The organism is Desulfovibrio sp., from assembly GCF_019424165.1.
Classification (GTDB): domain Bacteria; phylum Desulfobacterota; class Desulfovibrionia; order Desulfovibrionales; family Desulfovibrionaceae; genus Desulfovibrio.
The window spans coordinates 37,206-50,030 of sequence record NZ_JAHZAA010000002.1 but is presented as its reverse complement, the minus strand read 5'-3'; the positions used below and the strand labels follow the sequence as shown (position 1 = coordinate 50,030).

Annotated in this window: 9 protein-coding genes; 3 read left to right on the top strand and 6 right to left on the bottom strand. The window is 60.3% G+C overall.

What is annotated here, in order from left to right; genetic code table 11:
• Positions 1-166 precede the first annotated feature (166 nt).
• The 4 genes from QZ377_RS01340 to QZ377_RS01325 all read right to left on the bottom strand — a co-directional run bounded on the left by QZ377_RS01340 (position 167) and on the right by QZ377_RS01325 (position 5,385).
• Entirely contained in the window at positions 167-1,075 is a 909-nt protein-coding gene (locus QZ377_RS01340) for a tRNA (adenine-N1)-methyltransferase (protein ID WP_291438834.1), read from the bottom strand.
• Positions 1,076-1,381: 306 nt separating this feature from the next.
• Positions 1,382-3,820 (bottom strand): PBP1A family penicillin-binding protein, encoded by a 2,439-nt coding sequence (locus QZ377_RS01335; RefSeq protein ID WP_291438832.1) that lies wholly within the window; start codon positions 3,818-3,820, stop codon positions 1,382-1,384.
• Positions 3,821-4,156: 336 nt separating this feature from the next.
• Entirely contained in the window at positions 4,157-4,474 is a 318-nt protein-coding gene (locus tag QZ377_RS01330; RefSeq protein ID WP_012625537.1) for a TusE/DsrC/DsvC family sulfur relay protein, read from the bottom strand.
• A gap of 251 nt (positions 4,475-4,725) precedes the next feature.
• Positions 4,726-5,385, bottom strand: coding sequence for a CBS and ACT domain-containing protein (locus QZ377_RS01325; RefSeq protein ID WP_291438830.1), 660 nt, complete (start codon positions 5,383-5,385; stop codon positions 4,726-4,728).
• A gap of 145 nt (positions 5,386-5,530) precedes the next feature.
• Between QZ377_RS01325 and QZ377_RS01320 the strand changes: the two genes are divergently transcribed.
• The 3 genes from QZ377_RS01320 to QZ377_RS01310 all read left to right on the top strand — a co-directional run bounded on the left by QZ377_RS01320 (position 5,531) and on the right by QZ377_RS01310 (position 8,666).
• Complete coding sequence (locus tag QZ377_RS01320) at positions 5,531-6,727, top strand: LarC family nickel insertion protein (protein ID WP_291438828.1); 1,197 nt, start codon at positions 5,531-5,533, stop codon at positions 6,725-6,727.
• A 123-nt stretch (positions 6,728-6,850) separates the two neighbouring features.
• Entirely contained in the window at positions 6,851-7,450 is a 600-nt protein-coding gene (locus tag QZ377_RS01315) for a hypothetical protein (protein ID WP_291438826.1), read from the top strand.
• Between the two features lie 556 nt (positions 7,451-8,006).
• Positions 8,007-8,666, top strand: a complete 660-nt coding sequence (locus tag QZ377_RS01310) for a CatB-related O-acetyltransferase (RefSeq protein WP_291438824.1) — start codon at positions 8,007-8,009, stop codon at positions 8,664-8,666.
• A gap of 163 nt (positions 8,667-8,829) precedes the next feature.
• Here the strand turns inward: QZ377_RS01310 and QZ377_RS01305 are convergent, their stop codons facing one another.
• Entirely contained in the window at positions 8,830-11,829 is a 3,000-nt protein-coding gene (locus QZ377_RS01305) for an AIR synthase-related protein (protein ID WP_291438823.1), read from the bottom strand.
• A gap of 25 nt (positions 11,830-11,854) precedes the next feature.
• Positions 11,855-12,820: a polyprenyl synthetase family protein gene (locus tag QZ377_RS01300; protein ID WP_291438821.1), complete on the bottom strand. Its 966-nt coding sequence runs from the start codon at positions 12,818-12,820 to the stop codon at positions 11,855-11,857.
• Positions 12,821-12,825: the final 5 nt, after the last annotated feature.

The following is a 12,825-nucleotide window of genomic DNA, read 5'->3' as shown; positions in this document are numbered from 1 at the left end:
TGCAGGGGGCCGGAACATATTGTTGCCGCAACATCAAAATCCCGCTCCGGACAGGCTCTGTACGTTTTGCACAGCCCTGCCCGGAGCGGGATTTGTTGTTACATAATATCCTGTGGCTGCGAGGCATGTCATCGCAGACAAGCTTACCCCGCAACGGGGCAGGGCGCTATGCCAAATCCTGGTCTTCTGTCGTGTCCTGCGCGGCTGCGTCATCCTGCGCGGCGGCATTGTCCAGTCCCAGACGGGCCAGGCGCGCAGCTTCCTGCTTGCGTTCGCGCGTACCGAGGGGCTTGCGTGATTCAAAGTCCTGACTGCGTTCCTGCTGGCGGGCAAAAACCAGAAAACCCGTGTGGGCATTCATGCGGTCTTCGGGGCGCAGGCGGTCGGCCACCGGCTTCCAGCGGCGGATGAGGATCTCGCAGACTTCCACATCGGCAAAGGGGCCGCGCTCAAGGCCCAGCAAAAGCTTGCTCACCTGGTCCACCGTGGGCAGCAGAAAGCCGAAGCTTGCGCCGGGGCGCACGGCCGCAAGGGCATGGTCCAGGTATTCCCAGGGCGTGCGCACGTCCAGAAAGAGCGCGTCCGCGCCGGTAACGGCAAAGCCTTCGGCCACGTCACGGTGGTGCAGCTCCACGTTCTGGCCCACGCCCGCCCACTCAAGGTTGCGACGGGCCAGCGCCATAAACTCTTCGCGGGCCTCGTGGCTGACCACGCGCCCCGTGGGGCCGCAGAACCATGAAAGGCCCGTTGTCAGACCGCCGGAGCCACAGCCCGCTTCAATGATCGTGCGGCCCGGCCCGGCCCCGAGGCGCAGGCAGATATAGGCGATGTCTTTGGGGTAGATGATCTGTGTCTGGCGTTTAAGCGTCTTGAGGCGGTCATAAAGGGTGGCTTCCATGACCTGTATGGGCACTTGCTGGTTGGTGTAGATCACGCTGCCAAAGTCGCAGCGGGCCACATCAGCGGCCGGCAAAGCGCCGTCATTGCTGTGCCAGTCCTGACCTTCGGTCAGTTTTTTGGTATAGCGGCGGCCCTTGGGGGTCACATAGACAACAAGAGAACCGTAGGGAATCATGAATTTCCTTTGTGTTGCGGCGCTGGTGCGCGGTATCGGGCATCATGAAGGGGCCGTGCGGCCCCCTCTGTAAAAACACGGCTCCGGTTTATGTCGGGCCAGGCTATTCCTGACATGCTGATTTTCAGCAGCCTACCCTGAAAGTAAAACTGTTCTGGAGCATTATGCCTTTGAGGATGTACATGCTCAAAGTCCGGGCGCACCCGTCCCGATTCGACGTTTGACAGCGCAAATACGTTGCGCTCGCGCCTCTACGGAGAGCGCCTGCTCGCGCAGCCGCCAGGGCGTCTTTAACGTGAAAATGCTCTAAAACATCTGGCGCATGAGGTCTTCGCCGCCCTGCGAGGTGTCCACCACGCTGTCATCCTCAGTAGTGGCGGCTGTGGCCGAAACGCCCTGTATGGGCATGTCGGTGCGGAAAGCAAGCCCGTCCATCATGGTGATGCCCTCGGGCATGGCAAAGTCGTCAGCAGGGTAGCGATCTTCCACTTCCACCCGGTAATAGCGGAAAATGGGGGCGGCGGTACGCCCGCCCTGTTCCAGGCGACCCAGGGACTGCAACTGGTCGTAGCCCACATAGACGCCCGTGACAAGGTGGGGTGAAAAACCCACAAACCAGGCATCGTGCTCTTCGTTGGTGGTGCCGGTTTTGCCGCCGATGTTGAAGCCCTGCACCCTGGCGCGGCTGCCCGTACCCGCATTGACCACCTGTTTGAGCAGGGTTGCCATGATATAGGCGTTTTGCGGGGTGACGGCCTGCCATTGTTCCACATTCTGGCGGTAAAGTTCACGCCCCTGCGGATCGCTTATGGATGTGATGATGCGCGGGCGCACACCAAGCCCCTTGTTGGCAAAGGCGGCGTAAGCCTGGGTCAGGTTGAGGGGCGAAACGGCCACAGCGCCGAGACTCACTGAAAGCTCCTGCGGAAAGTGGGGTTCAAGCCCCAGTGCCTTGGCCCGCTGGATAACATTGGCAATGCCTACCTGCTGGGCGATGCGCACGGTGCAGGTATTGCGCGAGAGCGTCAGGGCCTGGTGCAGGGGCAGTTCGCCCTTGTAGTTCTTTTCATAGTTTGAAGGCCGCCATACCTCGTTGGTATAGGGGTTCACATAGACGAACGGCGCATCAAGCACGGTGGAGGCAGCGGTAAAGCCCATATCCAGAGCCGTGGAGTAGACCACGGGCTTGAAGCTGGAGCCGGGCTGGCGGCGGGCCTGGGTGGCGCGGTTGAAATGGCTGTCGCCAAACTGGTAACCGCCGATAAGGGCCACCACATCGCCGTTTTCAGCTTCCACGGAAGCAATGGCTCCCTGCACTGCCGGTTCCTGTTGCAGCAGCAGAGCGATGGGAGTGCCTTTCTTGGCAGCCGCCGGGTCAAAGGAGATGGTTTTCTTTTCCTTGCGGCCCTTGGCACTGGTTTCAGTCACCGTGGTTTCCGCCGCGGAAACCCAGATCAGGTCGCCGGGGCTGACTACAAGCCGGGCGTCCTTGACAGCCGGAGCGTAAATGCCCGCCACCCTGGGGTTGGGCTTGCGCGCCCACGACATGTTGCCCACAGGGATGAGGCCGGTATACCCCTGGCCCAGATTTACGCGGGCTTCTTTGGCGTCTACCGCAACAACAAGGGCCTTGACCCAGTTGTTGCCTGCAAGGTCAAGAGGGCTGAAGGCCTTTTGCACCGGAAAGGCTTTTTGCTGTTCGGCATCCAGTTTTTCCAGTGAACCGCGCCAGCCCTGGCGCTTGTCCAGCTCTTCCAGGCCCTGCCGCAGGGCTGCCCCGGCGGCGTACTGATGGGGCGGATCCATTGCGGTACGCACGGTAAGGCCCGCTTCGTACACGTAGTCCATGCCGAACTTGTCCGTCTCAACACCCAGGGCCTTGAGGTTCTGTTCCGTAAAAAATTCTATGAGCAGGCGGCGGGTTTCTTCAAGATACCACAGGGCCGCGCCCCCCATGCCTTCGGGCATGCTCCAGTATACCAGAGGTTCGGCGACGGCTTTTTCGTATTCTTCGGGGCTGATCCACTTGAGGTCGCGCAGGCGGCCCAGAACGTACATCTGACGGTTCTTGGCCTCTTCCGGGCGGCGGAAGGGATTGTAGGTGCTGGGGGCCTTGGGCAGACCGGCAATAACGGCGCTTGCGGCCAGGGTTATATCCGAGGCGTGCTTGCCAAAATAGGGGCGTGCGGCCGCCTCCACGCCATAGGCGTGCTCACCCAGATATATCTGGTTCAGATAAATGGTAAGGATCTGGTCCTTGGTGTAGGTTTTTTCAAGATCATAGGCCAGAATGGCCTCTTTCATCTTGCGGGCGTAGCTGCGCTCGGAGGTCAGCAAAAGCTGTTTGATAAGCTGCTGGGTGATGGTGCTGCCGCCCTCGCCCTGCCGCCCCTTGCGAAAATTGTTGATGGCCGCGCGCAGAATGGCTGTGGGGTCCACGCCCATGTGCCGGTAGAAAGCATCGTCTTCCGCAGCCAGAAAGGCCATGGGCAGAAAGCGCGACATTTCCTTGAGGCCGATAACAAAGCGTTTTTCATGATACAGCGTGCCCAGGGTGGAGCCGTCTCGTGCCAGAATGACAGAAGCCTGGGGCTGCTTGTATTCTGCAATGCGGTTGATGTCGGGCAGATCGCGTGAAGCCCAGTAAAACAGCATGACCACAGCGCTGCCGCCAAGAAGGCCGCAGACCAGCAGTATACTCACCAGCCAGAGGGTGAGCTTTTTCCATGACAGACGAATTTTCATGGCAGGGCGATACCGTTTTTTTGCCCCGGCGTAAAGTATGCGCGCAATCCCGCGCCGGGCAGGTTGTTGCGGATGGCGCGCCAGAAATGTTTTTTACCGGGGCCGTATACGGCAGCGGCGAAAAGCCTTGGCGAAGGAGTGAAGCAGAGCCGGATGCAGAAATCTCCGGCGCGGCGGAGCGTTACGCTCTGTATGTGAGGATAGTTCAGTTTCTGGCGTTTGCAAGCCCCGACCGGGCGTTTGCAAAAAAATGTAAATTACAGTCAGTCTAATTTTTTGTAAAAATAAAAAGCGGAAGGTTTCCCTTCCGCTTTTTTTCCGAATGTAGTGGTCGGACTACACGCAGCCGGTGGGCTTGGGCAGGCCGGCCATTTTGCAGGCGCCCTTGCCGGGACCGGAGGGGAAGAGTTCGTACACTTCCTTCAGCTTGTACCCGGTGTTCTTGGACAGAATGCGGACCATGGGAGCGATGCCGTTTTTCTTGTAGTAGTCCTGCAGGAAGTCAAGGATCTTCTGGTGGTCAGCGGTGATTTCGGAGATGCCTTCGGATTCCTTCACATAATCCATCCATTCGGGGCACCAGTCGTCAAAACGCAGAAGGAAACCGTCTTCGTCAACTTCAAAGCTTTTGCCTTTATAGGTGATCTCAGCCATGCGTGTGTCCTCCTTGGACAGATAGTACTCAACCTCGCCGGAACGATATGCTCCTGGCGCAGCCAACCGGGGTTACCCGGCCGAATTCCTCCAATGGGCGCGAAAGCATAATGCAATCACAACGAATGCCTTTATGCCATAAAAAAATTTTGATGGCAAGCCCCGGCAGCTTTTTTTGGTCTGCCCCACTGATTCAGTCAAGATTTTTTTTCAGCGATCCTGAAAGGATGCGCCAATCTTGATTGAGTTGATCAGGCATTTTGCCGAATGCAATACAGCACCCGGCCGAGCTTTGCAACCTCTTCCATCAGGGTATTTTCGGCCGCGGCGTTTTTAAGATCACGCACCCGGATAAATATGTGACGATTGCCATCCTCATTGCTTACGGTCAGAACAGACAGCAGGCGCGCGTTGTGGACGCGCAGCAGGTCAAAGAGGGGGCGGGCCGTGCCGGGCAGGTCGGGCAGCTCTACGGCAAACTGGAGGCCGCCAAGGCGCGCGCCGGTGATGTCCACCAGGGCCTTGAAAACATCGTGATCTGAAATAATACCCACCAGCTTGCCGTTGTCTTCCACCACGGGCAGCCCGCCGATCTTGTTGTCGAGCATGATCAGGGCCGCCTGTTCCACCGTGTCGGAAGGTTTGACGGTCATGGGGTTGGCCGTCATAATGTTTTTGGCCTTGAGCTCGGCGAGCAGGTAGTGCATTTCGTACATGTCGAGCGTGGTGGCCTTGGAGGGGGAGGCGTCACGCACGTCACGGTCAGAAATGATGCCGACCACACGGCCCTTGTCGTCAAGCACGGGCAGGCGGCGGACATGGTGGTCCTTCATGAGCTTGCCCACCTTTAGCAGAGACGTCTCCGGGGTGACGCTCACAACATCGGTGGTCATCCAGTTTTGTACGGGCATGCTTCCCTCCGGTTTTCGATACGTTTCAGAGTTGGGCGGCTGCGGAACACAGCGGCCTTTTTCTCTTTATACAACAACAGGCGGATGCTGCACAAGTGCGGCCGGGAGAGCGTCCGGCGCGGGGCGCGATGGAGATGGAGGCGTAATGGAAGTGTATCTGGATTGCAGCGGCGGCATCAGTGGTGACATGACACTGGCCGCTCTGGCCCACCTGGGTGTGGACTTTGCGCCGCTGACGGCAGCGCTGGAAAAGGCGGGCATAGCCTGTGAGCTGGAGATCCGTGAAGAGCTCAGGGCCGGGGGGCCGGGCATGCGCGCCGATGTGCGTTGGCGGCAGGAAGAGCAGCCTTTGCGCCATCCAGCGGATATTGCAGCCATCTTTACTGCTGTGGACGTCTCCGCCGGGGTGCGCGCCCGTGCGCTGGCCGTACTTGACGCTCTGACTGAGGCAGAGGCCCAGGCCCATCGGATCCGGCCGGAAGAAGTGCATTTTCATGAAGTGGGAGCCGTGGATACCCTGGTGGATATTCTGGGCGTATGCTACGGCCTTGAATGTCTGGGCGCGCGCCGGGTTACCGCTTCACCCCTGCCCTGGTTTTCCGGTAGTACGGTTTGCGAGCACGGGCGCATTCCCCTGCCTGCTCCGGCCACGGCCTGGCTTTTGCGCGGCAAGCCTGTTTTTTCGCCCGAAGGGGAAGAACCTTCCAGGCAGGAGCTTGTCACGCCGACAGGCGCGGCCTTGCTGCATGCGTTGGCAGACGGGTTTGTCAATGGCCCCCGGGGCCTGCTGACGGCCCTGGGTACGGGCTATGGCTCGCGTCCGGCGGCGCACGGCTTGCGCGCATGGCTTATACGGCCGCAAGCTGGCCTGGCCGGGGCAGACCACAGTATGGGCGGGCAGGAAATGGTAAGCCAGCTTGAAACCCACCTGGATCATCTGACCGGCGAAGAACTGGGCCTGGCCCTCAGCGCGCTGGCCGAAATGCCTGAAGTGCTCGATGTGCTGTGGTTGCCGGGCGTGGGCAAGAAAAACCGGCCCTCCGGCCTTTTGCGCGTGCTCTGTCTGCCCGGGCATGAGGATACGGCAAGCCGCGCTGTTTTGCGCCACACCCATACTCTTGGCCTGCGCCACCAGCGTGTGGAGCGCTTGGTCCTGCCCCGGCGGAGTGTAAGCACACGCCTTGGCGAACAGGATATGCCCGCCAAGGCGTATGAGATCGAGGGGCGCAGCTATGTGCGCCCCGAGGCTGGGGCCGTGGACAGGGCGGCGCGTGCAGAGGGCCTGGGAGCGCCCGCCCTGCGCCTGAAGTACGAAGCCGAAAAAAACGGGCCTGTTGAATAGAGATTTAAAAAAAAGCAATAGTTACAATAAGAAACCCTGCAATACGCAAAGACCTCTTGCGTCCGGAACTGCATAGGCATATGGAAGCTCAGGGCATTGCGCCCTTCAAGGAGGATTACCATCATGACCATGCAAAATCTCTGGCGGCCTTTGGGTCTGTGCGCCCTGGCCGCGGCACTGTGCATCGGGATTCCGACGCAGGCCAATGCGGACAACTTCCGCATGGAGCCGGGTACACAGCTTGTGGCCCGTAATGACCAGCAGACGGACAAGGGCAGGAGCGCTGACGCGCGGGGCAGCTACAAAAAAGATGCCAAGGCGACTAAAAACACTGCAAAAAGCAGTGCGAAAGCCAATGGCAAAAACAAGGTCAAAAAAGACGCCAAGGCCGGGATAAAGAGCGGCAGCGCCAAGGGCAAGGCGGAAAAAAGCGCGCCCAAGGCCGGAAAAGGCGCGGCCTATGCCAAAAAAGACGTCAAAAAAGAAGGCAGACCGCATCAGGCCGCCCGCCCCGCAGACAGCAAGAGCCAGCGTGGTAACAAGGCCGTTCATCCCGCCGGCAAGCCCGGTAACGGCAACAAGGCGGCCCGTTCCGCCGAGCGGCCGGGCAAGCGCCCTGAACCCCGTATGGAACGTCCGGAGCCTCGCCAGGACCGCCCGCATAACGGCCTTGACGGCCAGCGCCGCGGCCCGCAACATTATGATGGCGACGTGACCAACTAAGACAGCGAGCATTTGCAATGCCTTCATTGTCACCAGTTGAGCCGCCTGCGCGGCGGTCGGCAGAAGGGCCTGTCAGGGGCTGTCCCTCGGGGGGCTCTGCGCATTCTTCCCGGAGCACGCCAGAGGTTTCACGATATAACAGATGCGAGGGCTGTGCGGCTTTTGCCGCGGGAGCTTCCCGTGGTATCCGGCGAACTCCCTTCGCACCGCACTCCGCTGTCAACGAAATTGATCTGGCATGTTTGGATAGCAAACCGTAAAAATGCCTTGTCAATTCGTTGTATCGCAAGAACCTCGGGTGGCCCCGGCTGCCGGGAATCCTGATTTCTGAAACGCATGGCCGTCAATAATAACAGCCCTTCGCAGTCCGCCTGCGGAGGGCTGTGTGTTTTAATGCGCTTGGGCGGCGGTAATGTGCCTGCGGTGCGGCTGTTGGCGGTGCAACAGTACGCTTCTTGTGGGTGGCTTGTGTTGGCGCCTTGACCTGTGCACCAATCCGTATACGCTTCTCCACGGGCCGTGCGTGGCCTGCGGCTAGTAAAAAAGGAACAGAGCCTTGCCTGAACAGACTCCCCGGAAAAAGCATTGGTCCATGGTTGAATACCTGCACGAATCTGTAAAAAATCCCAATATTCATGTGCGTGGGAAAAACAGTTACTACAGCGATGCCTGGACAGGCTCCTTTGAAGAGAGCGTGGTCAGATACCTTTATGGTGATGAATACAGCCTGAAAGCCTGGGAATCCCAATGGCCCGTGGACCAGCTTTATATTGGCGACTATGTGTGCATAGGGGCTGAGGCCGTCATTCTTATGGGCGGCAATCATACTCACCGGACGGACTGGTTCAGCCTGTATCCTTTTCCCGAAACCATTACGGATGCGTATGTGGGCAAAGGAGATACCGTTATCGGCGACGGAGCCTGGATCGGCATGCGGGCCATGCTGATGCCCGGAATCGCCATTGGTGAAGGCGCTATTGTGGCTTCGGGGGCCATTGTGACCAGGGATGTGGCCCCCTACGCCATTGTGGCGGGTAATCCGGCGGTTGAGATTAAAAGGCGCTTTCCGGCGAGCACCACAGACGCGCTGCTTGCCCTGGGCATCTATCAGTGGAACGTGGAGAAATTTGCTGCCTTGCGGCATCTGATCTGCGGGAAAGACCTTGCCGCCCTGGCTGCGGCCGCGGCGGAATATGACAACAATGTGGGCCGGTAGCCGCATACAGCCCCGGTATAGTCGCACAGCAGCAACGCGTTATGAACGACAGGGCCGCCGCAAGATTTTTTCTTGCGGCGGCCCTGTGTATGGCTGTGGTTTCAGTGCGTTCTTGGGGCGGATTGCAGCGTGCTGCATCCGCACAGCGGCCCGGCGGTGGTGTTTACCAGTCCAGGGTCACCTTGAAGGCACGGGCCAGATCGTCCACATGCTCGTGGGCAATGACGCTGTCGCCGGATTTCATCGTCAGATGGCTGTCGCCGGTCACCGTGCCGATGCGGGTGCATATCTGCCACTGGCCCAGAGCGTCAAAGATCATGGCCAGGTCGGGTTTGACGCTCACAAGCAGGCGGCTGGCACTTTCGCTGTACAGCAGCTCTGTCTTGTTCATGTCCTGGAAGGCAGGCACCGCGTCCAGATTGAGTTCCGCGCCCAGGCGGCCGCCAATGCACATTTCTGCCAGGGCTACGGCCAGGCCACCATCCGAGCAGTCATGGCAGGCGGAAATGGCACGCTGCCCCATAAGGGCGGAAACCGCGCGGTAACGCGCCATGGCGGTTCCGGCATCCACGTGCGGCACGAGGCCGCCCTTGAGGCCCAGTTCATCGGCGGCTTCACTGCCTGCCATTTCACGCCATGTGCCGCCGAGCAGATAGATGTGGTCGCCCTCTTTTTTGAAGTCCGAGGTCTGGGTGGCGGTAACATTGCGGATGACGCCCAGTATGGAGAAGAGCACCGTGGGCGGGATGGAGATGCGTTCGCCGCCGCCGGTGTAGTCGTTCTTCATCGAGTCTTTGCCCGAGATGCAGGGAACGCCGAAGGCCAGGCTGAACTGCCGCAGGGCGCGGCAGGCGCGCACAAGCTGGGCCAGTTTGTAGCGGCCGTCCGGATTGGTGGGGCTGACCACCGGGTCGCACCAGCAGAAGTTATCCACTCCGGCCAGGGCGTCGGGATCCGCGCCTACGGCCACGGCATTGCGTATGGCCTCGTCCATGGCGTTGGCCATCATCCAGTAGGTGTCATATTCGCTGAACTTGGGGCAGATGCCGTGGGAAATGACAAGACCGGCATCGGATTCCAGCAGGGGGCGCAGCACGCCCGCATCGGCCGGGCCGTCGCGCTTGACGCCCACCAGCGGCTTGATGACGCTGCCGCCACGCACTTCGTGGTCGTACTGGCGGATGATATATTCCTTGGAGCAGATATTGAGACGGCTGAGCATGCGTTTCAAAAACGCGCCCTGATCCGCATCGGCCACATCCACGTTGACTTCTTTAACTTCCGGCGTTTTCCACACGGCTTCCAGTTCAAGCTGGGGTACGCCTTCGTGCATGAAGCTCATGGGCATGGAGGCCACAATGCGGTCATTGTAGCGCACTTCAAAGTAGCCGGACTCGGTGAAGGTTCCCAGGGCGGTGGCTTCCACGTCCATACGCGCGGCCAGGGCCATGAACTCGTCCAGCCTGGCGGGCGGCACGGCCAGGGTCATGCGTTCCTGCGCTTCGGAAAGCAGGATTTCCCACGGGCGCAGGCCGTCGTATTTAAGGGGAGCCTTGGCAATGTCAAGCACACAACCGCCCGTATCTTCAGCCATTTCGCCCACGGATGAGGACAGGCCCCCGGCGCCGTTGTCGGTAATGGCATTGTACAGGCCGAGGTCGCGGGCGCGTATGATGAAGTCATACATTTTGCGCTGGGTGATGGGGTCGCCGATCTGCACGGCGGTGGCCGGGGAGCCTTCGTGCAACTCTTCGGAAGAGAACGTGGCTCCGTGGATGCCGTCCTTGCCGATGCGCCCGCCGGTCATGACAATAAAGTCACCAGTTTCGGCTTTTTTGTACCAGCCGGGGCGGCCGTGCAGCTCCGCCGGGATAATGCCGACTGTGCCGCAATAGACCAGCGGCTTGCCCAGGAAGCGCTCGTCGAAGACAAGGGAGCCGTTGACCGTGGGGACGCCGGACTTGTTGCCACCGTGTTCCACACCTTCGCGCACGCCTTCAAGCACGCGGCGGGGATGCAGCAGGCGCGGGGGCAGGGGCTTGTCGTGAAAAGGCGAGGCAAAGCAGAACACGTCTGTATTGCACACCAGTTCCGCGCCCATGCCCGTACCCATGGGGTCACGGTTGACGCCCACAATGCCTGTCAGCGCGCCGCCGTAGGGGTCAAGCGCGGAGGGGCTGTTGTGGGTTTCTACCTTGATGCAGGCATCATAGCCGTTGATAAAGGCGATAACGCCCGCATTGTCCTTGAACACGGATTTGCAGTAATCGTTTTCGCCCATGCGCTCACGCAGGATGGCCGTGGCGTCGCGGATGCAGGTCTTGTAGAGGTTGTCCACCACTTCGCGGCGTCCGGTATCCTCATCGGTATACTCAATGCGCGAGGCAAAAATCTTGTGCTTGCAGTGCTCGGACCACGTCTGGGCCAGCACTTCCATTTCCACGTCAGTGGGATCGCCGGGCAGGTCGAGGGCCTTGCGGCGCAGGGCTTCTTGCGGCGCGGAAAACTGGTCACGGATGCAGTGCATTTCCTTGAGGTTCAGCGCCCAGGTGTTGGCGCGGCTGGCCTGCATGAGGGCTTCGTCATCCATGCCGGAAAGGGCGATGGTTTCCACCGTATCGTTGGATTCGCCGGTAACCTGGGCAGCCTGCGCCTCAAAACCGGGATTGGCCTGCCATTCGTCACGGCTTTTGATGCGGTAGCGCTGGATAAGGGTATTGCACAGCAGGTCACGGGTCAGCGTGTCCACCTGATCGCGGTTGAGCGGGGCGGCGGGATCGTTGACAATGCGGTACTGCACAGCCGTATAGACGTGCACGGAGTCGCGCGGCACGTCCAGCACCATGGCGGCGGTGTCGCGGGCGGTACGGGCTTCGTTGTCCGTCACGCCGGGGCGAAAGCCCACTTCCACATACCAGTCGGGCGCGGGATCTCCCGAAGGCAGCGGTTCAAGGGAAGCCGCCTGCAGGATGGGATCGTGCCAGATACCTTCATCGAGCAGACGTTTTACCTGGGACTCGCTGAATCCCTCAGCCGTGAATACCTTGATCTGGCGCACTGAGCCTGTGGAAAGGTCAAGAGCCTTGCGCAGGTGCTGGGCCGTTTTGCGGCCTTGTGTATCGTCCAGTCCGGCGTGCAGGCCGGTTTCCACCCGGTAGAGCATTGGTGCTTCCTCGTACGGTTACAGCTTATTTTTTTCTGTCGCGCACATAATCGGTCATCTTGAGCATGACCTTGCGCTCTGGTCTGTCGGGCAGGCTATGCAGGGCAAGCCTGGCCGCATCAAGAAAAGTGTCGGCCTGGCGGCGCACTGCCGTGTCAAAACCGGCATCGCGTATGCGCAGGGCAATGGATTCGGCATCGGCCGCGCTCATGGCAAAGCCCGTAAATGCCGCGTCAAAGGCTTCGCGTTCGGCAGTGTTCAGGCTGTCGCGGTAAAGACGCAGGGGCGGCGTCAGCTTGCCCTCGCGCACATCGCCGCCTGTGGGCTTGCCTGTGGCGCTTTCGGGCGCGAAGTCCAGCGCGTCGTCCACCATCTGAAAGGCCATGCCCAGGTTTTCGCCATAGGCTGCTGCCGCTGCCACGCTCGCCTCGTCAGCTTTGGCCGCAAGTGCGCCCATTTCACAGGCGGCGCGGATGAGCCACGCCGTCTTGCCGCGCACGATCTCTTCGTAATGCCCGGCGCTTGTATTCACGCAGCCCTGAGCGGCTATTTCAAGTATCTCACCGGCGGCCGTGCGGCTGGTGGCCTCGGAAAAGCAGCGTGTAAGGCGCGGGTCGCCGCGCCGCGCCACCTGCGCGTTGGCTTCGGCCAGCAGGGCGTCGCCCGCGAGAATCACGCTGGACACGTTGTACAGCGTGTGGGCGGCGGGTTTGCCCCGGCGGCTCACGGCATTGTCCAGCACGTCGTCGTGCAGCAGGGTGGCTGCGTGCAGCATTTCAAGGGTGACGGCAAGGTCGTGGATGTCTTCACTGTCATGCCCGAGCAGGCGGGCAGTCAGCACGGTGAGAAGCGGGCGCAAACGCTTGCCCCCGGCTTCAAAAATGTGCCGCGTTACCGGGCGCACCGGTTCGGGCAATGTTTCCACAGCCCGGTCAAGGGCGCGGTTGATGGCCGGAAGTTCCAGGGCAATGCGTGCTTTGAGTTGAATCATTTCAC